This window comes from Methylomonas rhizoryzae (genome assembly GCF_008632455.1).
GTDB classification, from domain to species: domain Bacteria; phylum Pseudomonadota; class Gammaproteobacteria; order Methylococcales; family Methylomonadaceae; genus Methylomonas; species Methylomonas rhizoryzae.
Genome location: NZ_CP043929.1, coordinates 784,144 through 808,899, shown reverse-complemented (window position 1 = coordinate 808,899; position 24,756 = coordinate 784,144). Strand labels below are relative to the sequence as shown.

The window sequence follows — 24,756 nt, the reverse complement described above, 5'->3', positions numbered from 1 at the left end:
CGGTTTTCGAAGATTGACAACACCGATTTGCAACAATCGCGTTGTACTATGTGGGTAGCAAGCGGATGCGCGAATCGGTCGCCACCCGCCGTCACGCCAAGCTTTCAACCATGTACCGCACTCCTTTTCGAATGAATATCCACACCGCACCGTTAACCGCCCTGTTGTTCTCGATGCTCAATCAAACCGCCGCCGGCACGCCCCTGGAAACCGCCGAATTTTGGCAAAAAAACGGCAAAGACAGTCTGCACGCCGCCGAACAATTAACGGCGAACCAGCGCTTCGCCAAAAACGTCATTTTATTCGTCGGCGACGGCATGGGGATTTCCACCGTCACCGCCGCGCGCATTCTGGAAGGGCAAGGCAAACCCAATCACAGGGGCGGAGAAGAAAATCAACTGGAATTCGAGCGATTTCCTTATGTCGCTTTATCCAAAACCTACGGCGCCAACCAACAAACGCCGGATTCCGCGCCAACCATGAGCGCGATCATCACCGGGGTAAAAACCAACGAAGGCGTGCTATCGGTCAGCAGCGAAGTAAACCGCAAGGAAAAAGACCTCAACGTCGTCAACCGCTACCAGGTAAAAACGCTGCTGGAACAAGCCGAACAACACGGCCTATCGACCGGGGTGGTCACGACGGCCCGGCTGACGCATGCCACGCCGGCCGCCTGCTACGCCCATACCTCGGAGCGGGACTGGGAATCGGACGCGCAACTGCCGGCGGATACCGCCATCGGCGATATTGCCAGGCAACTGGTGAATTTCGGCTACGGCAACGGTTTGGAAGTGGCGCTGGGCGGCGGACGCAGCATGTTTCTCCCGGCCAGCCAAGCCGATCCGGAAGACGAGGGCAAAACCGGCGGACGCAAAGACGGTTTGGATTTAACCCGGCAGTGGCTAAAACAATATCCCAAAGCGGCCTACGTTTACGACAAAGCCGGATTCGACGCCGTAGACCCGGAAACCACCGAGCATTTACTGGGATTATTCGAACGCTCGCATATGGAATACGAATACGATCGCCCTAGCGACCGCGGCGGCGAACCGTCCTTAAGCCAAATGACCGAGAAAGCCATCGACCTATTGGCCAAAAATCCCAAGGGTTATTTTTTGATGGTGGAAGCCGGCCGCATCGACCTGGCCCACCACGCCGGCAACGCATTCCGGGCCTTGACCGATACCATAGAACTATCCAATGCGGTACGCACAGCGGTGAACAAAACCGACGCCGCCGACACCTTGATCGTCGTTACCGCCGATCACAGCCACACCTTTACCATCGCCGGCTACCCGGAACGCGGCAATCCCATCCTGGGTTTAGTCAAACATCCGGGCGCTAAGAATTTCGCGTTGGACAAAAACGGCCAGCCCTATACCACCTTGGGTTATGCTAACGGTCCCGGCTACCGCGGCCCCGGCAAGCGCCCGGATTTGCGCAGCCTGGATAGCGCCCATCCGGATTTCTTACAGGAAGCGGCGGTACCTTTGGAACTGGAAACCCACGCCGCCGAAGACGTAGCCATCTACGCCACCGGCCCTAAGGCGTATTTATTCCACGGCGTGCAGGAACAAAGCTATATTTATCAAGTCATGGCGCACGCTCTCCAGTTCAAACCCGGCCGATAACCCTTGATTACTGCAAAAGCCTACATTTTCAGGAGCGCGGATTGAATCCTTACCGCCCGTTTTCCGTCTGCGCCTCGCCAGCCGCAACCCATCCATGCCTCATACACTCGCCGGTTTATACATGCTTTGTTTACTTTTTCTGAGCGCGTGCGCCGACCAGCCGGGCCAACCGCTGCCCGCACTGCGTATCCAAGAACCGTTACCCAGTCTAGCCGCGGAGTACCAAACCACGCTAAGCGATACCTACGCCAAGCGCCCCAAAAACGGCAGCCGGCACTATCGTTGGCGCCTGTACCGCGCCGCCGATCGAATCGAAACGCACAATCTATGCGCCGAAAGCAGCGAAGTGTGGAGCCGCACCCATTACGGCGAGATCAACCACCAACAATTGTTTCACGCCCAAAAACGACTGATCGAATACGTATCCGGCGACTTGAAAGCGATTGGCCAACTGCCGATCTGGACCACGCTGGCCACCCTGATTTCCCCGACCGACTTATCCGCGTTGCACGCCGTCGGCGAAGAGCGATACGGCGAGTTCAGCGCGATTCGTTACGCCGGCAGCATAGCCGAGGAACAAGAGACCCTGGAACTGTTGTGGCTGCCGCAACTGCAATTGCCCGCGTTGATCAAGCGCCAGCGCCGCGACCATGCCTTGCAGACGCGCTTGATAGAATGGCATCACTTGGGCGATTCCCCCTGGCCTACGCCGGAAACGGCCGATTACCGAGTGATCGATTTCGCCGATTTAGGCGACAAGGAACACGACCCGGCCCTAATCGGCCTTTTACCGGGATCGCCGCATCCGCATTCGGATTGACCGGCATGCTCTAAGGCTTTAGGCGATTGCCCGAAAAATCGATCCGACTGACCGACCCTTTTGGTCCTCTACCGCTTTACCCATAAAGGCGCAAGCGGCAAAGATATTTCCGGGAATACGCCACGCAATAAAGAGGATGATGCGCTCCACCCCAACTCTATTTCTAACAATCCGGTCAAGCGCGCTTACGTAAAACGCCGGCATGCGCAAGACTATCATTTGGAAAGCCCGGCATTCCCTGCCGAGGAATGCAGCAAGGAACTCGATTGGTGAGCCGGGAAATCATTTACAGCAAACAAGCGCAAAAAGACGCCCGTAAACTCGCGGCGGCGGGATTGAAGGACAAAACCTCGCAACTCTTAGTTAGTCTCAAAAAACGATCCCTTTCAGAACCCGCCGTATTATGAACAACGGGTTGGCGATTTAGCCGGCGCATCAATATTCAGCATCGTTTGATTTACCAAATATTGAGCGGCGAGAAGCACGTTAAGGTCTTGCGGTTGTGGAGTCATTATGAATGAGGTGGCGGTTTTATTGGTTTGATGCGTAGCCTGGATGAAGCGAAGCGGAATCCGGGATTGGGGGGCTATTGATTATTCGGTGTCGCTATTGCGACGGATGTTTTATGTGTCGGGTCTCGGCATTTAAACAAGCCTTCGCGCTAGCGACACCAAAACGAATTAACTTAAAAGAGCAGTTAGTCCATGAAAAATGCCGCTCGCCCTTCGACAAGCTCAGGACGTACGGCCCACAACATACGGAATTGGATCAAGCTTCCGAATGTCGCTCGACATATTCCAATGCCGCTTTAGCCAGCAATCCGGAACGGGTGTCGCCGAATCGCGCGGCGGCTTGGTCAATCGCTGCCAGCACCCGTTCCGGCAGCGTGATGTTGACCCGCTTGGCTTTGCCTGACAGTTTGGACAGATCCACTTCCACGACCGCCCAAATCCAGCCGGCAAATTCCGGGTCGGCTTGATGCTTGGCAATCGGCGCTGCTTCCGGGATGGCTTGACCGTCTTCGATGACTGTCTCCATCCATAATTCGATGGCGTCCTTGGCATTGGCTATCGCTTCGTCCAAACTGTCGCCGGCGGAAAAACAACCGGGCAAATCGGGCACCACGACACCGTAGGCGTGGGTTTCGTCGCCGCTTTCTATCGCTATCGGGTATCTCATTTCAAACCTGCCTGCTTCAGTAGTTTGTTGACCAGTCCGTGACCCAAGTCCTGGCGCGGATGCGGTACGCTAATATGCCCAGGCTTGGATGGATGGGTAAAAACGTGATGCGAACCTTTCACGCCTCGTAATAGCCAGCCATCGTTTTGCAGCTGCTTGATTAATTCCGCGCTATTCATGGTGTGTATTATACATACTGCTTGCTTAGAAACAGTCCCGGAGGCAACGGTAAACAACGTGCACCGCATCGTTCGCAATTGATGCGCTTCGCTACCGCTCAGCACACCCTACCCAGAAAAAATCACCCCAACCAATTCTCCATCAACAACCCCGGCACGCGCTCGAACTCCCGCAAGTTGTTGCTGACCAGTATCAAACCCTGGCTGCGAGCATGAGCGGCGATATGCAGGTCGTTTACACCAATCGGCTGGCCGATTTTCTCCAACGCGGCGCGTATGCCGCCGTAATGCAGCGCGGCGCTGTCGTTGTAAGGCAATACCTGCAAACGGCTGCAAAAATCTTCTACCGTGGCGAGATTTCTTTCGGGGAATTGGCTTTTTTCGGCGCCGTGGATCAATTCGGCCAAGGTCACGGCTGAAATCGCCATGCGGCCGTGATGCCGGTTGAAGGTTGCCAATACCTCGATCGGTCGCCGCTTAATCACATAGATGACGATGTTGGTGTCGAGCAGATATTTCAGCATGCGCTTAAAAGCTCTCGCGCTCGCCTTGCTGCTGGCTAGGCCGTTCGTTTAGAAAATCGTCGCTGACGCTCGGGCCATCGAGAAAAAAACTGTCCCAGGCCGCGCCCGCCGGGGCAATGATGCGCTCCTGCCCGACGGCACGAACCTCAACCTTTTTGACGCTGTCGGGAAAGCGCATGTCGGCGGGTAGGCGCACGGCCTGACTGCGGTTGTTGGTAAATACGGTACTGGTCGCCATGGGTGACTCCGAAATGCTATATACAAGAAATATATCCCTGCGCCCGCATGACGTCAATCAAGTCTCGTGGTATGCAGTAAACAACATGGCCCGCGTTGTCCGCGCTTCGCTAGCACTCAAGGCCGTAAGGCGCAATCGTAGGGCGTCAATAGGCGCAGCCGTATTGCGCCGCATGGGGGATTTCAAGGATTCGACGCATTACGCTATCGCTAATGCGCCCTACAAAACCTCGCAAATATTAGACGGTTTTGATTTTCACGGCGGGGGGGTTCTCCCGTTATGCCGCGTCGAGCACCGCAGGACAAATCGGCAGGATAGCCGATTTGCGTGCATCGCACCCGAAGGGCGAGGCACATGGATGTGCCGAGTGAGCTAAGCGGCATCCTGGGCGCCTGCTGACTCATGCCATCCAGGCATTCGCACTCCGTGCGCCGCTGTCGCCGAAGCGAGAGGGCGACGGAGGGATAAAATCAGCGAGCGAGCCTTCGCAAGCTCTATCCGCCCAACCCGATTGTTCAAACTATGCCGCGATCGATTTGCGCACACTTGAAGGTGGCGACTGCGCGATCACCGCCTTGTCAATGATCGGCAATGTTGTGTTTCAGAACGGCACCAGCACCGGGCACAACCAGTGCCGGATTTCCATACAGGCGCCGAAACCGGGTTACAAACCCAAATCGCTCAAGCCGGCATGCTCGTCGGGCCGCCGACCCAACGGCCAGTGAAACAAGCGCTGCTCTGCCTTGATCGACAAATCGTTGATACTGGCAAAACGGCGCTGCATGAAGCCTTGCGGGTTGAATTCCCAGTTCTCGTTGCCGTAACTGCGGTACCACTGGCCGGAATCGTCATGCCATTCGTAGGCAAAACGCACGGCAATGCGGTGGTCGGTAAACGCCCACAATTCCTTGATCAAACGGTAATCCAGTTCCTTGGCCCATTTGCGTTGCAAAAACTGGCGGACTTGCTCGCGTCCCTGCGGAAACTCGGCGCGGTTGCGCCACAACGTGTCTTCCGTGTAGACCAGGACAACGCGGTCCGGATCGCGCGAGTTCCAAGCATCTTCGGCCATCCGCACTTTTTGCGCGGCGGTTTCGGCGGTAAAGGGTGGGACGGGGGCTTTGACTTCTTGAGTCATCTGCTTTCTCCATGCTAAACGATTGGATGATTTAGGCTTGCCACATGCCCGGCATGGCCACGTATCCGGGCAAGGCGCATAGGCGTTGAAACCAGGCAAGGATGTTGGGATAAGCGGCTATGTCCAAACCGCCTTCCGGCGCCAATGCCAAATAGGGGTAGACGGCGATGTCGGCGATGGATACCGAATCGCCGACCAGCCAATCGCGGCTTTGCAGATGGCGGTCGATAATGCCCAGCACCTTGTCGGCGGTTTGCCCGGCCGCCGCCGTATCGATAGGACTACCGAATTTATGGTGTACCCGCAGTTTGGCGGGACCGTTGGCAATTTCGTTGGCGGCGGTCGATAACCAGGCGGCGATCTGCGCCAACGAGTAAGCATCGTCCGACCACCACGATTCCCCGCCGTAACGCTTGGCCAGATACACCAAAATGGCCTGACTGTCGCGGATGATAAGGCCGTCGTCGTCCAACACCGGCACTTGCCCGAACGGGTTGCGTTGCAAATGGCCTGGGCCGCGCTGCTCGCCGCCGCGTAAATCCACGGCTTGGATTTGATAGGGCAAAGCCAGCAAACTCAGTAGTAAGCGAACTTTGTGGCAATTGCCGGATAGCGACATGTCATACAGAGTGATCATGCTGAACTCCTTCAGTTAAATGAAACTTTCAAATTGCACCCGTTCGTCGGCGATTCCGAGCCGGCGGGCGGCTTGGCGCACACTTTCGATCAGGCGAGTCGGGCCGCAGACATAAATGACGGTGTCGGTGGATGCCTTACCCAGCAAACCTGGTATGTCCAACCGGGTCGGGATTTGCGCCTGACTGAAATAAAACCGGCATCGCTCGGAAAACTGCCGTTGCAAGTCATTGACGAACGCCATCTGCTGCGGCGTGCGGCCGCTGTAATGCAGTTGAAATTCTGTGCCGCGCGCGGCCAAGGTTTCGGCCATGGCCTTGATGGGGGTGATACCGATGCCGCCGGCAATCAACAGCGCCGGACGTCCGTCGTCGTGTAGCGGAAAATAGTTTTCCGGCACCTCGACGTTGATTCGGGTGCCGAGTTGCCAGCCGGCGTGCACGGCGCAGGATCCGCCGTCGCCGTCATCCAGCCGCAGCACTGCGATACGGTAGCAATCCGGATCGTTAGCGCCGTCGGTCAGCGAATAGGCCCGGTTGGTGAGCGTACCGTCGGGTAGCGCAATCGGCACGCGCAGATGCGCTCCGGCCCGGAAAGCGGGCAATGGCGCGCCGTCGGCATGGCGCAATTCGTAAGCGCGAATGCTGGGCGTTAATTGGCGAATGCCGCTCACGCTCAAAGGCAATGGACCGTTGCCCGGAGCGGCCGGCACATGCGTTGTGTCGGCCACCGGTTGTTGCTGACGGGCCTGAACCAATAGCGCTTCGACCTCGCGTTGGCTGTAACGCGGCGTAATGTATTTCGGACAATTCCAGTCGTAAGCTTCGACCCGGATGACGATGCCGCGCTCGACCGGGGCGCGAAAGTCGGGTAATTCCAGTCTTGTCAGCAAATCCGGCGCGTCTCGTTCGTTCACCACCCGCGCCCTTCCCCAAATTTTCAAGCGCTGCCGGCCGGGATAGTCCATCAGCAGCAAACTGACCCGGTCGTCGCCGCGTAAGTTGCCGACCGACAGGTATTGACGGTTGCCGCTGAAATCGGCGTAACCTATCGTTTGCTCGTCCAATACTTTCAAAAATCCCGTCGGCCCGCCGCGGTGTTGCACATAAGGCCAACCGGTTTGGCTCACGGTAGCGAGATAAAAGCTGTCGCGCTCGGCGATGAAAGCTTGTTCAAATTCGCTTAGCGCCACCGTTTCGGTCTCGCCCAGCTCGGCGGCGCGATAGGCCGAGCGGCTGCCCCGTTCGGTTTGTACCGCTTGGACGTTGGGTGTAAAGCTGATCTTGGCAAATGCACGGGCCATGCGGGCGTCTCCGGACGGGGTTGAGAGGTTGACGACTACTCCGGCACAGGCCTTAACCGTGCTGAATAGTCATAATTTGCAATACCTAATTCCATTCAACGCAATACACCGGGCCAAACGCCCTCCCTGCGTCTCGCCCGGTTAGGGCTTAAGCGGCTTGTTTTAACCCCACTTTCGGAAAATCGATGTCGACCCGACTGGCTTTGCCCAATAGGTTGGTCAGAATGTTCATGCCGACGTGGGTAATCACCTCGACGATGTCCGATTCGCTAAAGCCGGTGTCGCGCATGGCTTGCAACTCGGCATTAGTCACCTCGCCTTTATGTTCGACCAGGGCGCGGGCGAATTTGACCGCAACCGCCGCCTTGGCGTCCTGGCTGGTACCGGCGCGGTTGGCTTCTATTTCCGCGCCATTCAAACCGGCTTTGCGGCCGATGGCGGTATGAGCGGACAGGCAATATTCGCACTGGTTCTGCTGCGCCAACGCCAGCGCGATACGTTCGCGGGTGCCGGCGTCCAACGAGCCGTGCTCGGCGATGTGATGCAAGCCGAGAAAGGCTTTCAGAGCATCCGGCGAGTGGGCGAATACCCGCAGAAAGTTCGGCACCATGCCCAGCCGGCCCTGGATGGCTTCGAACAATGCGCGTTGTTCGACATTGGCGGTTTCGTTGCTGACGCTGCTAATACGGCTCATCGATGTTCTCCAAAAATGAAATAAAGGATTTGTCATTGGCCCGGCTGAAATTCAACAGGCGGGTACAGTGTGCTCTATTGCGATCAATTAAAGAATAACTAAAATTATCAATTAACTATTCCGGTAAGTGGAATTCAAGATGGATAGATTGCATTTAATGAGTGTGTATGTGGCCGTGGTCGAAGCCGAGGGCTTTGCCGGCGGCGCGCGCAAGTTGCAGATGTCGCCGCCCGCCGTAACGCGGGCGGTGGCGGCATTGGAGGAGCGTTTGGGGGTTAAGCTATTGAATCGCACCACCCGCTACGTGCGGATGACCGAAGCCGGCCAGAAGTATTACGAAGACGCCAAACGCATCATCGCCCTGGCCGACGAAGCCGACGACGCGGCGCTGGGCATCAACGCCGAACCGCGCGGCCAACTGACGGTAACCGCCTCGGTATTGTTCGGCCGCTTGTTCATCATGCCAGGCATCATCGACTATTTGCGCCGTTATCCGGCGGTGGAAGTCAATGCCTTGTTCGTCGACCGGGTGGTCAACATGCTGGAAGAAGGCGTGGATGTGGCGATACGCATCGCCGAGTTGCCCGATTCGACCTACCGGGCACTGCGGGTCGGGTCGGTCAGGCGGGTACTGTGCGCCGCGCCGGATTATCTGGCCGAGCACGGCATCCCGCAATCCCCGGACGATTTAAGCCGACACCGCATCATTCTGGCCCGCGGCCTGAATCCGAACAACGAACTGCGCTTTCAACAGGACGGCCGGCAGCAAACCGTCAAAGTACAACCGATGTTGAGCGTCAGCGACAACGACTCGGCCGCCGTTGCCGCCAAGGCGGGACTGGGCATTACCCGCCTGCTGAACTATCAGATTGCCGAAGCGTTACGTAGCGGCCTATTGAAAATCGTACTGGGCGACTACGAAAGTCCGCCGGTTCCGGTGCATATCCTGCACCGCGAGGGCCGCCATTCCTCGGCCAAAATCCGTTCGTTCGTCGACTTGATGGCGGAACGGCTTAGGGCGGAATTGAGCTTGAACTGAGGCAGAGTGGCAAACGCTTCCGGCGCTTTTCTTGTTAATGGAACACGACATTCGGCAAATCGGCATGAAGCCGGACAAGGGGTAGCCCTCTTTCTGCCTGTCATCGGCAAACTTGCGCTGGCTCTACGGCCTGGTTTTATCAAGAAAAGTCGTAACCATTCAGCCATTCCGGCAGTTGAGAACTGTAGGCAAAACCGGCCACCTGGCTGCCCCCAGGCTTCGATCCCGGCAGGCTGAAATCGAATGTAGCCCGGCGACATTCAAGTTAAACAGTTTAAGCACCTGCTACCCCAACCGATACGCCAGATATGAACGGGTAACCCAGCGCCGTTGAGCAAATCAAGACCTTGGCTGTCACGCACTGATTGCCACGTGACTTTGCCCGGAAAATTAGCTAAAACACCTAAATGACCAACTAACCAACCCTTCCGTCAGCCGGAATCGGACAATCAAATATGGAAATCCTCGGCCTGCTCAAGCAACAACTGCTCAAACTATTGTCAGCCACATTGCCGGCGCTGGATTCCGACTGGTGGAAATCGCTGGTACTGGACAAATTAACCTACCAGCAAAAAACCTTCGCAGCTTCATTATTACCCTCGCATACATTGGAGCGGCTCGACTTAGCGGCTTTATTGCGAATAGCCAACCAAAACTGGTACGAGATAGCCAACCAAGGCGGCTTTAACCGGGACGCGCGAAACTGGCTGAAAGAAGCCCAAACCATCCGCAACCGCTGGGCGCATGCGCCGGCAGAGGGATTGGGGAACGATGTGCGCCATCGAGATGTCGACGACGATGACTAACACCGACCTGCTAAAAATTCGTTCATTGAATGGTAGCCAACACTATGGCTTTGAAGAGTTATGTTGCCAGCTTGCATCTCTTGAACCAAGAGTAGTAGGCGATGAGTTTCTTCGTAAAGGCCATGGTTCAGATGCAGGGGTTGAATGCTATGTGCGTCACGCTGACGGAACGGAAACAGGTTGGCAAGCGAAGTTTTTCGATAAGTTCGAATCCGGTCAAATAACACAGCTTACAGAGTCATTTAGACAAGCTATCGAGAAGCATCCCAAACTGACGCGTTACATTGTCTGCCTACCAATAGATCTTAAAGATGGGCGAACCGGAAAAAATAAAACAGAAGGGCAACGTTGGATAGATTGGAAAACGACTCGTCTCTCTGAGTTAAGCGAAGATCGCAATATCGAAATTATACTTTGGCAAGCTACCGATATTCGCGAGCGCTTGCATCGCAATGATCCGTTTTACGCCGGGAGGATGTGCTTTTTCTTTGATGAACTTCGCTTTACTCCTGTTTGGTTTTCTCGGCACATCAACGCTGCCAGTAATTCGTTAGGTTCCCGATATACGCCTCAATTTCATATATCGTTACCAATACGGCAGGTATTTTTAGGCATTAGTCGATCACCTTGGCTTGAGGAGCAACGCGAGTATTTCATTAAGTCGTTAATAAAGCGATGCAATGACTTTAAACAGAAAAATATACCGGAAACTGATTTACAGGCGTTATTAAACCAAAGCGCGAAACTAATCGACCTACTAAATCAAAGCTTTCCTGTAACAAAGTCTTATCCTACCGCCGAATGGTGCAGTCAAATTCAACCAATCCAAATCATTGTCAATCAATGTCAAGCTCATTTATGGCATATTCGGTCAGAGGAAAAAGACAAATCAGAGATAGATAAAATTAGCAGCGCATTAAATGATGTAGATACGTTCGGACAAACACTTGAAGAAATAAGCGAAAAACTCAGTTCAGATACTTGGATACTGGCAAATGAACAGGCTGTGCTTCTTTACGGCGAAGCGGGAACTGGCAAATCTCATCTGTTGGCTGATATTGCCAATGATGCAATCAAAAAAGGTTACCCGGCTATTTTTTTGATCAACAGTCAGTTTTTCTTACAAGACCCTCGTACGCAAATTCTTGAGCAGTTGGATTTAAGGCATATCTCATTTTCAACCTTTCTCGGAGCGTTGGATGCGGCGGGACAAGCTGCAGGCGTGAGAGCATTGCTGATAATCGACGCATTAAACGAACGTTTCGGTGTAGAAATTTGGCCTCAATACCTGGCACTGTTAATCGAGGAAGTTAAACGCTACCCTCATCTTGCCCTTATCGTTTCATGCCGCACAACTTACCTGCCATTTGTTTTGCCTGCTGATTCTCTTCTGCGCGATAGCTTGAAGCAGATAGAACATCACGGTTTTGCCGACGGAGGCGGGTACGCAGCCAGAACTTATCTGGCCAAGCGCAAAATTTTCCGGCCCAGTATTCCGCATTTATTGCCAGAATTTAACAACCCGCTTTTCCTTAAAACCTTGTGCGACAGTTTGGAACGACAAGGGCTTAACTGTTTTCCACGAGGAATACAAGGTTTAACGGAATATTTCGATTTTTATCTAAAATCATTAGCCAACCAAATTGAATTGCGGATGGGGCTGGATAAAAGGCAGAACATTATTGCGCGGGCGTTAAAGGCATTTACTGCGAAACTACTATCCAATCAATCTTCCTACCTGTCAATTGAAACAACTATCGCTTGTTTTGATTCGATATATGCATCTACGGGCCAACATGACCGCAGCTTGTTGAGCCAATTCGAACATGAGGGAATTTTAACGATTGAGCCTGTTTATATCGAAAATAATCAGTTAGAAGAACAAGCACGTTTCACGTTCGAGCGTTTCAGCGATTTTCAAATAGCGACGCATTTGTTAAATGAGCAGCTTTCTTCGAATAATAGCGTTCAACCGTTGGAGGCAGGGACTCCGCTACATAATTTTCTTTCTCGTAAAGATGTTTACAGGGTTGCCGGTATTATCCAAGCATTATCGGTTTTACTACCGGAAACGAGAGATTGCGAATTGCTCGATATATTTCCATCAGCCAACGGATCATACAAATGGACAATTAATGAAGCATTTTTGAACAGTTTGTTATTGCGCCGACAGGATTTTTTTACCGATAGAACCCGTGAATTAGTGATTGATTTATCACAAAATTATCGCAATCCCTGGCTGGAAACACTTGTTGCTGTCAGTACCGAGCCTAACAACCGCTTCAATGCCAATTACTTGCACGATAAATTGGCCCCTTTGACGATGCCTGAGCGCGATGCGAAATGGTCTATTGCTATCGCTAATCTTGACCTAGAGAATGGTTCACCACTTGATACCCTGCTTTCCTGGACAGTGGAATCGGGTTTTGAGGAAATAGACCCGATACGCGCTGAATTGGCGGCAACTATGCTGACTTGGCTATTTTCGACTTCCTATCGCACCGTTCGAGATAGAGCCACTAAAGGATTGTCTGCATTGTTAGCGCCGCGTTTGCCGTTAGCACTTAGCTTGTTGGAACGTTTCCAGCAAGTCGATGACATTTACATTTTGGAGAGATTATTGGCCGCCTGCTATGGCGCTGCATTACAAGCACAAACCCAGAAAAATCTTGCCGAACTTGCTCTTTTTGTTTACCAATGGATTTTTGCCGATGGTAAGCCGCCAGCCCATTTGCTTCTGCGCGACTATGCCAGGGGTATCATCGAATACGCATTGCACTGCGAGTTATTGCTTGAACAAATAGAAATTGAAAAAGTCAGGCCACCGTATCAAAGTGATTGGCCGATTGAATTTGTCGACGAAAAGGATTTAGCGAAATATGGCGACAAATACAAGGATGATATTGTTAGGTCGGCAAGTAGCGAGTGGCTTGGCGATTTTGCCAAATATATTATTAAGCCCTCCGTTCATCATTGGACAGTAACACCGTTGGGCGTAGATAAAGCATTAACACCGTACGAAAATTTTGAAGCCTTCCGTTCAATGCTAGCCGATCATGCAAATTCTGATCAACTTTCGGCATTTAATGACATTCTGAAATTCTGTATCGACTGCAATAGTTCGGAGCTAAATTCAGAAAGTCAAAAATCAAAAAGCCAAGCCTCCGATACTGAAGTCAAAATTGAAATTGTCGCTTACGATAATAAGAAGTTGGAACAAAGGAAGCAAAACGACGCTAGATTCGAAGAGCTTGAGAAAATATTTATTAACTTACTCGATGACAAATATAAATATCAATATTGGTCTGGATGCCGACAAGGAATAAGGCAAATTCTGAATCGATATTCAAATAATCGACCGGAACATTTTGACGATATTTTAGCCCAGCGATGGGTAACCAAACGGGCTCACGATTACGGGTGGACCTATGACTTATTCGGCGAATTCGATGGCAGAATTGGTTCCGGCCGGGGCAGACACCATAAACAAATGGAACGTATTGGTAAAAAATACCAATGGCTAGCATTGTATGAATTATTGGCCCGTATAGCGGACAATTTAATTTATGACTCCGGTTATAGCGATGACGCTGGCCGATATGAAGGTCCTTGGCAAATATACAAACGAAATATCGATCCTTCATTGCTTATTAGCAAAACCAAAGACGACAATTGGGAAAATCATCCCCATGCCTGGTGGTCTCCGCAAACACTTAAACTGCGCTTATTGAATAAGCAAGAGCAAAAACTGTGGCTACAAAACGAATCCGATCAATTGAATAGTGCATCGTTGCTGGATGTAACCGATCCAGCTTCGGAACAGCGCTGGTTGGTTATGAAAAGTTTTAAGCATTACAGCACCTCGTATGATTTGGACTCGCGTATCGACTCATGGTGCAGATGCTGGTGTTTAGTCGTCAAAAAACAGCATAAAAACCAATTCATAAATGCGATTTCTACACATAACATGATTGATCCTGATGCATTTCCGAAAGTCGGCGAATTTTATGGTTCATTTATCGGTGAATACCCTTGGTATCCGTCATACGAATTAGACGATGACTGGAAAGCCATTGATCGAGACTATGGCTTTCGGTACAAAGCGCTACCAACATATGCCGAATATACTGCGGAACGTGGCGGATATGATTACTCGATTGAAGGGACGATCAATACTTATTTGCCTGCGCCGTGGCTAATACAAAAGCTTGGTTTAAGGCTAATTAATGGAAGCACGCTATGTTTTGCAGACGAGAAAGGCCAAACTTTGTTCAAAGATCCATCGGTACATGAAGAAGGACCGACTACGGCACTGATCGACAGAACAGCATTGCTAGATTTACTTGATAAAGAAAACTTGGCTCCGGTCTGGATTATTGCCGGAGAAAAAGGCGCATATGGCGAGCATCACGATGATTTCGTTGGGCGCAGAGTTCATTCTTTCGTTTATTCATTGAATGAGCAAAATGAAATCGTTTGCGTAAACAAAAAAATTGATATTGAAGAACGTTAAAACATCAGACTTTGCAAGTTTTTGGACTTTTTTAAATTAAGATTCCTGGAGAACAAGTTAAATGACCATCGCCGACACCATCTACCAACACGTCAAAGCCCTGCCGCCCGCCAAGGCGTTGGAGGTTTTACGTTTCGTCGAATTTCTGGAGTCCAAACCGAATTCACTGCCGCAACCCGCAGCCAACGAAGCCTTGGCCGCTTTTCTTCACAGTCTGCCGGCCGGACAGCGTAGCGACGAAGAGATCAATTCCGAGTTTCTGACAATACGCAACGAGTGGAATGAACTATCAAACTAAATTAGTTCGCTACCAAACGACAAACGGAGATTAAAAAATGAATACCCTGCAAGAAAAAATTCATCAAGAAATCAACACACTGCCGTTGACTTCCCAGAAAGAAGTCCTGGATTTCGTGCTATTTCTTAAAAACACCCTCAATACCGAGAGCGACAGCGATTATTTGTCTAAAGACCCGAAAATCAAGCAAGCGATTATCGATGGTTTGAATACGCCTTTGGACGAGTGTTCGGATCGTTTGGATTGGTAATGTACAAGCTTTACTTTACCCAGCGCGCTAAAAAAGACGCTAAATTAATCAAAGCCTCTAATTTACAAAATAAAACTCAGGCGCTTTTAGACTTAATTGCTCAGGATCCTTATGCGTATCCACCTGAATTTGAGTTTTTAAAAGGCGATCTAAAAGGTGCGATTTCCCGGCGTATCAACAAACAGCATCGGCTCGTATATGAGGTTTTGGAAAACGAGCAGGCGATTAAGATCATCATGATGTGGACACATTACGAATAATTTAACGAATAGTCTGGGTGCGGTGAGGAATGTACGCATCAAGCGCGAATTCTGAAATATTATTACGAGGTTATCTACAATGAAAACCACTATCTCCCTGGATAATTCCGTTCTGGAACAACTGTTGATTTACACCCAAGCCAAAACGACCAAGGAAAGCATTGCCGAAGCGATTGAGGAATACATTCGCTTTAAGCAGCGTCAAGAATTGCTGAATTGCCGGGGACGATCGATGTTGAAGACAATTGGCAAGCATTACGAGACTTGGAAAGTCCGTCATGAAACGGGTGTTAATCGATACTTGTGCCTGGATCGACTTTTTCAAATCCAAAAATGGTCAGATGGGTGATCAGGTTGCCACTTTGATTGAAGCCAACCAAGCCGCAATAACGGGTGTAGTCATTGCGGAATTGTTGCAAGGCGTTAAACAGGAGAAGGAAGCCCGGCGGTTAAGATTACTGTTCCAATCCATTCATTACCTGCCAACCGAGGATAACGATTGATTCGGCTGGCATGCTTGCCCAACAACTACGCGCTAAAGGTTTAACCTTGCCGTTGACCGATATTTTAATTGCCACGGTCGCCCAACGTCACGGCATAACGGTTTTAACCCTGGATAAACATTTTCAGCACCTTCCGGTTGCGCATTTTTCGGTTGGGTAAACAAAAATGTGCCCATTGAGAAACACAGTCATGCTACAAGACCAAATCATCGCCGAAATCAAGCAAATCCCGGATGACAAACTGGCGGAAATTTACGATTTGATCCATTACCAAGCCGATAATTTGCCGGGAACCGGATTCCGGCCATGAGGTTCAACTCACAGGTAAAGTTTAGTGGCTTGTATTCCAAGCTTATTTTGCACATAGCCGAAGAAACGACGCGGGCCGACCTTTCTATATTACTCTGAAAGTCACGAGGCAGCGGCTCAAAAAACTAACGGCATAACACCGTTGACTTGCATTTGCCGGGGCGATGCCGTCACCTCATGAACGTTAAGCCGGCCCGCTCGAGCCGCAAGCATGCGGCTGGAAAGGCTTACCCGAAATCCAGATCGTCGAAGCTCAGTCCATGGCTATCCGAGCCTTTCAAGCCTACGATTTTGATCGCCGCTCCGGCGCCGGAGCCGTCGGCGTCGTACCACAGCACGCCTTTCTTGTCGTCGAATATCAGGTAGTCGTCGGCGTCGACCGCGGCTTTGCCGACCGCGAAGTTGGCGGCGGTAGCGCCTAGCAGTTGCGTGAATACCGAGGTATCGAGGCGCAGCAGGTCTTCCTCGGCGAAGTCCGTGACGGTATCGGCGCCGCCGACGGCAAGGTCGGCGAATACGAAAATATCGCTGCCGCTGCCGCCGCTCAATTTATCGGCAGCTTCGCCGCCCAGGATTATATCGTCGCCCGCGCCGGCGTTAACTCTGTCTTTACCGGCGCCGGCCTCTATGTCGTCGTTGCCGGCACCGGTAGCGATGTTGTCGTTGCCGCTGCCGGTAGTGACCTTATCGTCGCCGGCCCCGCTGACGACTTTGTTTTTACCGTCGCCGGCGTCGATTAGATTCTCGCCGTCGCCGGCATTGATAACGTCGTTTCCGCTGCCGGCTATAATCTCGTCGGCGCCGCTACCGGCTTTAACGTTGTTCTTGCCGCCGCCGGCATCGACGCTGTTGTTGCCCTCGCCGGCATTGATTTTGTCGTTGCCGTCGCCGCAACGAATAGCGTCGTCTCCGGCCCCGGCTTTGACGTTGTTGTTGCCGCCGCCGGCGTCTACGCTGTTGTTGCCCTCGCCGGCATCGATTTTGTCGTTGCCCTCGCCGGCCGTGATGTCGTCCGCGCCGATACCCGCTTTCACGCTGTTGCGGCCGGCGCCGGCGTCAACCAAGTTGTCGCCGTCCCCGGCGTCGATTCTGTCGTTGCCGGAATCCGCCGTTATCGACTCGTTATTGCTGCCGCCCAAGTATTTACCGGGTTTAACCGCAGTCAGTTCGTTGTATTCGCTGGCGCCCGACACGCCTATCGTCACGGTTTGCCTGCTGCCGTCCGCCGCCAGCACGCTGAAACTATCGGTCAGCCGTACACCGCTACCCAAGGCTTGCACGGCGTCGGCAGCGTTACTCAGCAGATAATGCCAAGTTTTATCGGCCGCCAGACTGAACGTACCGTAGCTTCCCAGCGTAGCGGTTTGCACGACGATATCGGCGCTGCCGTCACGGTCGGCGACGATCAGGCTTCCGGCCGCTTCCAACTGCCCGTCTTCCTTGACTTCGCCGTTCAAATCGCCGCCGATCTCGGCCGCGTCGTTCGCCCCGCTTATCTCGACGGCCAAATCGGCGTTGGCCAACGTATTGCCGTCGCTGACGGTCACAGTGAAATGTTCGGCCGCAGCTTGAGTGAGCGACTCCAAGGCCGCATCGTCGGGATCGTAACGGTAGCTTCCAGCGGCGACGTTGACGCTCAATGTACCGTACAGCCCGGCCAGCACAACGGCCGCCCCGTCGCCGGACAAGCTTCCGCCTACGATCCCGAAGCTCAGGGCGGCCGTTTCGGGATCGTAGGCTGCCAAGGATCCGGTCTGCGCCGCGAAATTGTCGTCGCCGGCGGTGTCGGTATAGGAAATTGCCGCCGGGGCGGTCAGACTCGGCGCTTCGTTGACGTCGGTCACAGTCAGTACCACGTCTTTGCCGGCACTCAATTCGCCGTCGCTGACGACTACTTGAAAGGCGTAGCTGGCTTTGGTTTCGAAATCGGCGGCGGATTGCAAGCGCACTTGGCCTGTGCCGGCGTCGATGCGCAACAAAGCCGCGTCGTCTCCGGCCAAACTGAATAGCAGTTCGCTGCCGGGATTGGCATCGCTGGCGGTCGCGCTGTAGACCACACTATCGCCGGCGGCATTTTCAGCCACGCTGGCGGTGGCGGCGGAGGTAATTTCCGGCGCCTGATTGACGAAGCCGACGCTGATCGTTACCGCTTTGCCGGCCGACAGTTCGCCGTCGCTCGCTATTACCTCGAAGCTATAATCCGCTTTGCTGTTCAAGTCCGCAGCCGCCTTCAAGGTCACTTGACCGTTGGCCGCGTCTATGTTCAGCCAATCGGCGTCGGCGCCGGACAAGCTGTAGCTGAGCGTGGCGCCGGCGTCCGGGTCATCGGCGAGCGCGGTATAAATCACCGTACCCGCCGCCGCGCCATCCGGAACGCCGCCTATGCCGGCGGAGCCGATGGCCGGCGCTTCGTTCAGGTCGGTTACGTTAACTTGCACCGCTTGACTGGCGCTCAAACTGCCGTCGCTGACCACGACTTCGAAGACATAACCGGACTTGGTCTCGAAATCCGCCGGATTTTTCAATGTCACCGCGCCGCTGCTGCTGTCGATATTCAATAAATCGGCATCGTCGCCGGCCAGGCTAAAGCTCAGGCTGCTGTTCGCGTCGACGTCGCTTGCCGTCGCAGTATAAATCACGCTGCCGGTCGCGGCGTTTTCGGCCACGCTACCGCTCGCGCCGGAAGTGAATTGCGGCGCCTCGTTGACGTTTTCGACCGAAACGGTCACCGCCTTGCCTACGCTGGCGCTGCCGTCGCTGGCCAACACTTGGAAACTGTAAAAGGCTTTGGTTTCGAAATCCGCGGCATTCTTGAGCGAGACCTGGCCGCTGCTGCCGTCGATGTTCAGCAAGTTAGCGTCGGCTCCGGCCAAACTGAAGCTTAAAACCGTGTCGGCATCCTGATCCGTCGCGGTTGCGGTATAAATGACCGTGCCCGGCGCGGCGTTTTCCGCCACGCTGCCGGTACCGGCCGAGGTAATCGCCGGGTTATGGTTGCCTGCAGGCGACGCGGATAGATTCACCCAGCTGATCAAGCTGGCCGACAATGCCCCGCCGTCGCCTTGCTCGCCGCTATTGCCGTCATTGAATAGCCATGCTATTTCCACCGCACCGCTTGCGCTGCCGACATTCTCGTAAGCAATTTGCCGCAGTGCAGCGCTAACCAACTCCGAGCCGGCCTGATCGTTAAAGGTCAACCGCAAGATCCCGGCGCTATTTTGGCTGACCGTGCCGATGACGGTTTGCTCTACTTTCAACTCGCCGCCTTCGATCAATTCGGCCAAACTGCCGCCTTGATTTGCCGAGAATTGATCGTCGGCAGCGGCTTCGCCCCGGCGTTGCAGCGTCACCGTGGCGTTAGCCCAACCGTAAGCGTCCAATTCCGCGTCCGCCACGCTAACCGTAGCATCCAACAGCACGGGGCCGGCGGCGTCCGAGGCCGCGGCGAAACTGCGGTCGACGGAGCCGTCCGGGTTCAAGCGCAGCAGGGACGGCAAGCCGCCCTTATCGGCATCGCCGGAGTCGTCGGCATAATCCAGGCGAATCAATAATTGTCCATCGTCCGAAATCGACAACACGTCGATACCGCTCACTTGGCCGGCCATCGCTATGCTACGGCTACCGTCAAGCGCGCTATCCAAACTACCGTCGGCGTTGTACAAGGCGAATGCAATTTGCGGATTGCCTAAGCTTGCGGCGGCACCGGCGTCTTGCGCGACTAGAATGCGGCCGTCGTCCAACAGGCCGACTGCGGCGACCGCGGCATCGATAGCGATTTCGCCGTCGGCGTCGAAACTGTCGTCGAACGCGCCGTCGGCGTTGAGTCTGGTAAGCGTAAATGACGCGCCGTCGAATGCGGTGGCGCCGATCAACCATTTGCCGTCGGCCGTTTGCGTCAGCAACTGTCCGTCGACGCTGCCGCCCAAGCCGAATTGATCGTCGACCGCACCGTCTGCCGCCAGCCTGATCAATTGGTCGGAGCCGTCCAAGCCGCTGCCCGTCAATTGCAACAGGATGCGGCCGGTAGTATCGACGTCGATAATGCGGGCGTCGGCGGCTACGAATCCGGTATCCGCCACGCCGGCACTGCCGAATTGGTCGTCGGCGCTACCGTCGGCCTGATAGTGCGCCACCACGACTTCGACGCCGCCGGTACTGCTGTTGGGAGTCAACTCGCTGACCATGATCCCGCCGTCGTCCAGTACTCGCACCGAAGTGACCGGAAAGTCGATCTCCAAGCGGCCGTCGCCGTCGAAATCGCTGTCGAAACTACCGTCCGCCTTCAAGCGGCTGACCACGTATCGAACGTCCAACGAGGAATTCTCGGAACCTTCCAAACCGCCGGCCACCAGTTTGCCGTCGTCGAGAACCGCTATCAACTCGCCGTGCAAGCGGCCGTTGTCGGCGAATGCGCCGTCCAGGCTGCCGTCGGCATTGACCCGAATCAAGGCTGCGTCGTGACTGCTAAGGTTGGTTTCCTGTTCCAGACGCAACAGCAATTGACCGTCGGCGTTTACCGCAACCAAGTCCGCATCTGTTGCCAAGAAGCCGGTTTCCGCCAGACCGTCGCCGGCAAAACCGGTATCCAAACGGCCGTCGGTACCGTAACGCGCCACGGCGAACTGATAATCGCTGCTACTGCCGCTGTCGGCTATCAATTCGCCAACCAATAGTTTGCCGTCGTCCAACAACTTGACAAAACCGACCGAGGCATTGATTTTGACGATGCCGTCGCTGCTAAACCCGCTATCCGAACTGCCGTCCGCATTCAAGCGATGGATCCGATAATCGCCCGATGCTCCCCCGCCCATCAACAATTTTCCATCGCTCTGCAACGCGGCGAATTTGTCGCCGTACGGCAACCACGTAGCGAATTGACTGCCTTCGAATTCCATCGCGGAACTACCGTCTTGCGCCAGCAGCTTGAAAACAAAGTTGTAGGATTCATTGGCAACGTAGACCTCGTTGCGCACATAGCTAATACCATCCCCGCCATAGCCGTAGAGATAATCGCCGTCTATCGAGCCCCCGCTGCCGAACGCGGTATCGACGCTGCCGTCGGTATTGAAGCGGATGAATAAGCCACTGTAAGGCAAACTCAAACCGCTGTTTTGGAAGGCGTCGACCAATATTTTGCCGTCCTGGTCGATGCCGGTGATATAGGCCCTACTGACCAGATAATCGGTAACGACCCTGCCCTCGGTACCGAAACCCTGATCCAAACTGCCGTCGGCATTGAAGCGTTCCAAGGCCAGGAACCGGTCACTGCTGTTTTGCTCCAATTCGCTGACCACCAGCTTGCCGTCGTCTTGTACGGCAACCCATGAAACATTCTTGTCGAGCAAGCTCAAACTGCCGTCCCCGTCGAACCCGGTATCGAACGAGCCGTCCGCATTCAGGCGGGAAATGGTGTAGGCATTTGGGGCCGCATCGTTATCGGTATGACCGTGGTCGTTACCGACCACAATATCGCCGTCGGCCAAGATCGCCAGCAAATCGCCGTCTATGCTGCCGTTGTCGGCGAACTCAGTATCGACGCTGCCGTCGGCATCGAGCCGCAGCAACGAAGGCGCAACGTAGGTCAAACCGCTGGCGGACGACGATCCACCGCCCCAATAACCGCCGGATAACGACAGCAGCAGCTGTCCGTCGTCGTTTACCGAAACAAAACCGGCATACGAAGCTCTATGCCCGGTCTCGGCAATGCCGTCGTCGCTGAACGTGGTATCCAAACTGCCGTCGGCATTGTATTTAGCCACATAAAAATCCCCGGAATTTCCGCTGGAACCGCCGCGGGTCGATTCCCCTAACACCAATTGGCCGTCGTCGCTGACCTCGACGAAAGACACGTAACGGTCTGCTATCGTGATACTGCCGTCGCTGCCGAAGCCGGTATCCAACGAGCCGTCGGCCAGTATGTGGCTCAAGGTGTAGTTAGTGTCCGAACTGCCCGTCGAACTATCGGATGAGGTATGGCTGTAACCTACCCATATACTACCGTCCGCCGAACTGGCAACCACGCTGCCTTCTATCTTGCCGTCCCCTGCAAAGCCGGCATCCTGCGAACCGTCGGCGTTAAATCGAATCAGATAGCTACCATAGCTGTTGCTTCCAAAGCTGCTGCTACCATAGTTGTACAAACTCACCAAAATTTGGCCGTCGTCATTGACACTGACTATGTTGGCTGTACCATGAAACTCGGTTTCGGCGATGCCGTCGCCGGCAAAGTCGTTATCCAGGCTGCCCTCCGCGTTATAACGAGCGAGCCTAAACGCTCCGCCGCCACTATTACCGCCGGATTCCGTTTCGCACACCAAGATTTTCCCGTCGTCTTGCACGCTGAGCGAAGACAACTGCCCCTCTATTTGCAGCCTGCCGTCAACCCCGAAACCGCCGTCGGCGCTGCCGTCACTATTCAGCTGCTGTATCACATACTGCACAGCAGCCGAAGAACTGTTGTTGTCATCCGGATAATAGCCCCCCAGCAGCAGCTTGCCGTTGTCCAATACATCCACACTGGTTAGCTGAATGCCTAATTCCACGCTGCCGTTTTGACCGTATTCGCCATTCAAGCCGCCGTCGGCCGATAGCTGACTCAAACTCGATGTCACATGATAGTGAGCGAAGAAGCCCGAAGAACTCGAATTCAACCCTAGTGCGCCGTGTTGCGCCACCAACAATTGTCCGTCGTCGAGTAAGGCCACAATGTCCGCGTAATCGCCGGCATGGCTGACTAATTGCGGTGCATTGTTCACCGCGGTGATTTGCAGCGCCGTTGTACTTTCCGCTTGCAACGCGCCGCCGTCGCCCTGGTCTCCACTATTGCCGTCGGACAAACGCCAGCGCAAATCGAGCGAGGAAGGCGGCGTCGCATCGTTCAACACCAGGCTGCGCAGCAAGGCGTTGACGATGTCCTGGCTCGGCGTATAGCCGTAATCGACGAAACTCAACGAAAAACTGCCGGCGCTTGCCTGATTGATTTCGGCGACGGGCAAAGCGCCGGATTCGCCTTGATAGAGCAGATAACCGGATTCCTTGTCCAACAGGAAGCTACTATCGGCGATGCCTATGGCCGCCAATCGTCCTTGCGCGTCGGTCAGCGTCAGCGTCGCTCCGCTGTAATCGCCGCCGTCGCCCAGCGCAGCCAATTCGGCATCGTAAACCGAGGCCGTGTCGCCGCTTAAGCGTAGCGTTCCGTCCGAACTTTCAGTCACGTTCGAATCGGTAAAATTGGAAAAAACCGGTGCCGTATTCGTAGTCATGCTCACTCCGCGTCAAGTTCTGTTTGATTGTTCGTTACCGCTTCGCTCACCAGGCTTCCATCAGCTCGTCCAGCGGAAACGCTTTCCCCGCCGCCGCCCAGGCATCCCTGACCCTGAGCAACGCCGGTTCCGCTTTGCGCAGCCAATCCGCATGACGGTCTTGTTTGGCAAATACATAAAACTTTTCCGCATCGTTGTCGGAGCCGTAGCGCCGGTAAAAACCTTGCGCCGTTGCCTGTATCCGCGCTTCGCCGTATGCCACAGTACGCCAGTGCGGACTAGCGGCTAAACCGCTATGTATCAGCTGGTAATGGTAATATTCCCAATAGCGTAAATACACGTCGAAGTAATCCGGCCTGGTTGCCTCGATCCATTGCGCCCCGGCCAGTTGGGCGTCTCTACGCGCCCATTCTTCGATATTGCCTCTAACCGCGAATTTTCCGTCGACGGGTAATCCCCCGGATTTTTCGTAAGTGGAAATGCACGCGGCCACCGGATGACGCAAAGTGAGCAGATACTCGGTTTCGCTGCCTAACAATTGATGAAAAAAACCGCCTTGATACGCTGCTTTAGTGGCTTTTTTCGGCACTACCACCCGGTTGTCGAACAAGCGGGCGTTGGCGTAAAACAGCTCGACCATGGTGAGATATTCCGCCATACCCTGCATCGAATGGGTAACGCTATTCACGCCTTGTTTAATCTCGAAAGGACCGGCATCCGGAAAGCCATCGTGGGCAATCGCGTTGGGAATTTGCTCCGGCTTCCAGCCCAGCGCCAGAAACAGCTGCTTGGTTAAATACGAACCGCCGTGCCGGGGACAGCCGACTACGCAAACGAAGCGATAGCGTTCATGAATCGGCCGTAAGCGCGCTACGTCTCCGGTCAAGATAGCCACAAACAATTCGTAACTGCGTTGCAAGGCGTTTTTCCCGCCGGCGGATGCCAACACCTCCGCCGCATGCGTGACGGCTCGTTGCTGAGCTTGACTGTCTCTATTCAACGTTTCGCTCAACTGATCGTGCCACGGCGATTCGAACGGCAGGCCGTTGTCAAAGTGATACAGGAAATTGATAAACGCCGGAGATACGGGAAAATGTTGATCGGTAAGCTTAATTTCTATGCTCATTGTTATTGGTATTCCGGTACTTAATAAAAGACGCACCGCGCATCGATT

Annotated in this window: 21 protein-coding genes; 11 read left to right on the top strand and 10 right to left on the bottom strand. The window is 53.9% G+C overall.

Annotated elements, in window-relative coordinates; genetic code table 11:
• Positions 1-131: 131 nt before the first annotated feature.
• Together F1E05_RS03875 and F1E05_RS03870 are read left to right on the top strand one after the other, a co-directional pair.
• On the top strand, positions 132-1,631 hold the full coding sequence (locus F1E05_RS03875; protein WP_150046909.1) for an alkaline phosphatase: 1,500 nt from the start codon (positions 132-134) through the stop codon (positions 1,629-1,631).
• 121 nt (positions 1,632-1,752) lie between these two features.
• On the top strand, positions 1,753-2,451 hold the full coding sequence (locus tag F1E05_RS03870; protein WP_150046907.1) for a hypothetical protein: 699 nt from the start codon (positions 1,753-1,755) through the stop codon (positions 2,449-2,451).
• A gap of 768 nt (positions 2,452-3,219) precedes the next feature.
• On the opposite strand, the gene F1E05_RS03860 is transcribed toward F1E05_RS03870, so the two are convergent.
• The 8 genes from F1E05_RS03860 to F1E05_RS03825 form a co-directional block, all read right to left on the bottom strand.
• Positions 3,220-3,630: a type II toxin-antitoxin system HicB family antitoxin gene (locus F1E05_RS03860; protein WP_150046905.1), complete on the bottom strand. Its 411-nt coding sequence runs from the start codon at positions 3,628-3,630 to the stop codon at positions 3,220-3,222.
• Positions 3,627-3,809, bottom strand: coding sequence for a type II toxin-antitoxin system HicA family toxin (locus F1E05_RS03855; protein ID WP_150046903.1), 183 nt, complete (start codon positions 3,807-3,809; stop codon positions 3,627-3,629). Before F1E05_RS03855 ends, F1E05_RS03860 begins: the two co-directional genes overlap by 4 nt.
• Positions 3,810-3,931: 122 nt before the next feature.
• Positions 3,932-4,333 carry a type II toxin-antitoxin system tRNA(fMet)-specific endonuclease VapC gene (gene vapC, locus F1E05_RS03850; RefSeq protein ID WP_150046901.1) on the bottom strand — a complete coding sequence of 134 codons (402 nt, stop codon included), beginning with the start codon at positions 4,331-4,333 and terminating at the stop codon, positions 3,932-3,934.
• A 4-nt stretch (positions 4,334-4,337) separates the two neighbouring features.
• A complete protein-coding gene (gene vapB, locus F1E05_RS03845; RefSeq protein WP_150046899.1) occupies positions 4,338-4,571 on the bottom strand; it encodes a type II toxin-antitoxin system VapB family antitoxin in 234 nt (77 codons plus the stop codon).
• A 664-nt stretch (positions 4,572-5,235) separates the two neighbouring features.
• The gene (locus F1E05_RS03840; RefSeq protein WP_150046897.1) at positions 5,236-5,709 is read right to left on the bottom strand and encodes a nuclear transport factor 2 family protein; all 474 of its coding nucleotides are present in this window, start codon (positions 5,707-5,709) and stop codon (positions 5,236-5,238) included.
• A gap of 31 nt (positions 5,710-5,740) precedes the next feature.
• The gene (locus F1E05_RS03835; protein ID WP_150046895.1) at positions 5,741-6,346 is read right to left on the bottom strand and encodes a glutathione S-transferase family protein; all 606 of its coding nucleotides are present in this window, start codon (positions 6,344-6,346) and stop codon (positions 5,741-5,743) included.
• A 15-nt stretch (positions 6,347-6,361) separates the two neighbouring features.
• Positions 6,362-7,648: a pyridoxamine 5'-phosphate oxidase family protein gene (locus F1E05_RS03830; RefSeq protein WP_150046893.1), complete on the bottom strand. Its 1,287-nt coding sequence runs from the start codon at positions 7,646-7,648 to the stop codon at positions 6,362-6,364.
• 148 nt (positions 7,649-7,796) lie between these two features.
• Entirely contained in the window at positions 7,797-8,342 is a 546-nt protein-coding gene (locus F1E05_RS03825) for a carboxymuconolactone decarboxylase family protein (RefSeq protein WP_150046891.1), read from the bottom strand.
• Between the two features lie 139 nt (positions 8,343-8,481).
• Between F1E05_RS03825 and F1E05_RS03820 the strand changes: the two genes are divergently transcribed.
• The 9 genes from F1E05_RS03820 (at position 8,482) to F1E05_RS20190 (ending at position 16,171) form a co-directional block, all read left to right on the top strand.
• Positions 8,482-9,381 (top strand): LysR family transcriptional regulator, encoded by a 900-nt coding sequence (locus tag F1E05_RS03820; protein ID WP_150046889.1) that lies wholly within the window; start codon positions 8,482-8,484, stop codon positions 9,379-9,381.
• Positions 9,382-9,836: 455 nt separating this feature from the next.
• Positions 9,837-10,187: a Swt1 family HEPN domain-containing protein gene (locus F1E05_RS03815; protein WP_150046887.1), complete on the top strand. Its 351-nt coding sequence runs from the start codon at positions 9,837-9,839 to the stop codon at positions 10,185-10,187.
• Positions 10,180-14,700, top strand: a complete 4,521-nt coding sequence (gene avs2 / locus F1E05_RS03810) for an AVAST type 2 anti-phage system protein Avs2 (RefSeq protein ID WP_190303240.1) — start codon at positions 10,180-10,182, stop codon at positions 14,698-14,700. Before F1E05_RS03815 ends, avs2 begins: the two co-directional genes overlap by 8 nt.
• Positions 14,701-14,761: 61 nt before the next feature.
• The gene (locus F1E05_RS03805) at positions 14,762-14,998 is read left to right on the top strand and encodes a DUF2281 domain-containing protein (protein WP_150046883.1); all 237 of its coding nucleotides are present in this window, start codon (positions 14,762-14,764) and stop codon (positions 14,996-14,998) included.
• A 37-nt stretch (positions 14,999-15,035) separates the two neighbouring features.
• Complete coding sequence (locus F1E05_RS03800) at positions 15,036-15,248, top strand: hypothetical protein (protein ID WP_150046881.1); 213 nt, start codon at positions 15,036-15,038, stop codon at positions 15,246-15,248.
• Positions 15,248-15,508 (top strand): Txe/YoeB family addiction module toxin, encoded by a 261-nt coding sequence (locus tag F1E05_RS03795; RefSeq protein WP_150046879.1) that lies wholly within the window; start codon positions 15,248-15,250, stop codon positions 15,506-15,508. The genes F1E05_RS03800 and F1E05_RS03795 overlap by 1 nt, the downstream gene beginning before the upstream one ends.
• Before the next feature lie 79 nt (positions 15,509-15,587).
• Positions 15,588-15,857 (top strand): type II toxin-antitoxin system VapB family antitoxin, encoded by a 270-nt coding sequence (locus F1E05_RS03790; RefSeq protein ID WP_150046877.1) that lies wholly within the window; start codon positions 15,588-15,590, stop codon positions 15,855-15,857.
• The gene (locus tag F1E05_RS03785; protein WP_232056769.1) at positions 15,850-16,011 is read left to right on the top strand and encodes a PIN domain-containing protein; all 162 of its coding nucleotides are present in this window, start codon (positions 15,850-15,852) and stop codon (positions 16,009-16,011) included. The genes F1E05_RS03790 and F1E05_RS03785 overlap by 8 nt, the downstream gene beginning before the upstream one ends.
• 10 nt (positions 16,012-16,021) lie before the next feature.
• Positions 16,022-16,171, top strand: coding sequence for a PIN domain-containing protein (locus tag F1E05_RS20190; protein WP_190303239.1), 150 nt, complete (start codon positions 16,022-16,024; stop codon positions 16,169-16,171).
• A 376-nt stretch (positions 16,172-16,547) separates the two neighbouring features.
• On the opposite strand, the gene F1E05_RS03780 is transcribed toward F1E05_RS20190, so the two are convergent.
• Together F1E05_RS03780 and F1E05_RS03775 are read right to left on the bottom strand one after the other, a co-directional pair.
• Positions 16,548-23,582 (bottom strand): cadherin domain-containing protein, encoded by a 7,035-nt coding sequence (locus F1E05_RS03780; RefSeq protein ID WP_150046873.1) that lies wholly within the window; start codon positions 23,580-23,582, stop codon positions 16,548-16,550.
• A 46-nt stretch (positions 23,583-23,628) separates the two neighbouring features.
• The gene (locus F1E05_RS03775) at positions 23,629-24,708 is read right to left on the bottom strand and encodes a hypothetical protein (RefSeq protein ID WP_150046871.1); all 1,080 of its coding nucleotides are present in this window, start codon (positions 24,706-24,708) and stop codon (positions 23,629-23,631) included.
• Between the last annotated feature and the right edge of the window lie 48 nt (positions 24,709-24,756).

Bases quoted from the DNA above. Each gene is read 5' to 3' on its own strand.
- F1E05_RS03830 (WP_150046893.1), bottom strand. From the start codon at position 7,648: ATGGCCCGTGCATTTGCCAAGATCAGCTTTACACCCAACGTCCAAGCG.
- F1E05_RS03855 (WP_150046903.1), bottom strand. From the start codon at position 3,809: ATGAATAGCGCGGAATTAATCAAGCAGCTGCAAAACGATGGCTGGCTA.
- F1E05_RS03870 (WP_150046907.1), top strand. From the start codon at position 1,753: ATGCTTTGTTTACTTTTTCTGAGCGCGTGCGCCGACCAGCCGGGCCAA.
- F1E05_RS03860 (WP_150046905.1), bottom strand. From the start codon at position 3,630: ATGAGATACCCGATAGCGATAGAAAGCGGCGACGAAACCCACGCCTAC.
- F1E05_RS03790 (WP_150046877.1), top strand. From the start codon at position 15,588: ATGAAAACCACTATCTCCCTGGATAATTCCGTTCTGGAACAACTGTTG.
- F1E05_RS03840 (WP_150046897.1), bottom strand. From the start codon at position 5,709: ATGACTCAAGAAGTCAAAGCCCCCGTCCCACCCTTTACCGCCGAAACC.
- F1E05_RS03875 (WP_150046909.1), top strand. From the start codon at position 132: ATGAATATCCACACCGCACCGTTAACCGCCCTGTTGTTCTCGATGCTC.
- avs2 (WP_190303240.1), top strand. From the start codon at position 10,180: ATGACTAACACCGACCTGCTAAAAATTCGTTCATTGAATGGTAGCCAA.
- F1E05_RS03815 (WP_150046887.1), top strand. From the start codon at position 9,837: ATGGAAATCCTCGGCCTGCTCAAGCAACAACTGCTCAAACTATTGTCA.
- F1E05_RS03805 (WP_150046883.1), top strand. From the start codon at position 14,762: ATGACCATCGCCGACACCATCTACCAACACGTCAAAGCCCTGCCGCCC.
- F1E05_RS03835 (WP_150046895.1), bottom strand. From the start codon at position 6,346: ATGATCACTCTGTATGACATGTCGCTATCCGGCAATTGCCACAAAGTT.
- F1E05_RS20190 (WP_190303239.1), top strand. From the start codon at position 16,022: ATGCTTGCCCAACAACTACGCGCTAAAGGTTTAACCTTGCCGTTGACC.
- F1E05_RS03775 (WP_150046871.1), bottom strand. From the start codon at position 24,708: ATGAGCATAGAAATTAAGCTTACCGATCAACATTTTCCCGTATCTCCG.
- F1E05_RS03820 (WP_150046889.1), top strand. From the start codon at position 8,482: ATGGATAGATTGCATTTAATGAGTGTGTATGTGGCCGTGGTCGAAGCC.
- F1E05_RS03825 (WP_150046891.1), bottom strand. From the start codon at position 8,342: ATGAGCCGTATTAGCAGCGTCAGCAACGAAACCGCCAATGTCGAACAA.
- F1E05_RS03780 (WP_150046873.1), bottom strand. From the start codon at position 23,582: ATGACTACGAATACGGCACCGGTTTTTTCCAATTTTACCGATTCGAAC.
- F1E05_RS03795 (WP_150046879.1), top strand. From the start codon at position 15,248: ATGTACAAGCTTTACTTTACCCAGCGCGCTAAAAAAGACGCTAAATTA.
- F1E05_RS03785 (WP_232056769.1), top strand. From the start codon at position 15,850: ATGGGTGATCAGGTTGCCACTTTGATTGAAGCCAACCAAGCCGCAATA.
- vapC (WP_150046901.1), bottom strand. From the start codon at position 4,333: ATGCTGAAATATCTGCTCGACACCAACATCGTCATCTATGTGATTAAG.
- F1E05_RS03800 (WP_150046881.1), top strand. From the start codon at position 15,036: ATGAATACCCTGCAAGAAAAAATTCATCAAGAAATCAACACACTGCCG.
- vapB (WP_150046899.1), bottom strand. From the start codon at position 4,571: ATGGCGACCAGTACCGTATTTACCAACAACCGCAGTCAGGCCGTGCGC.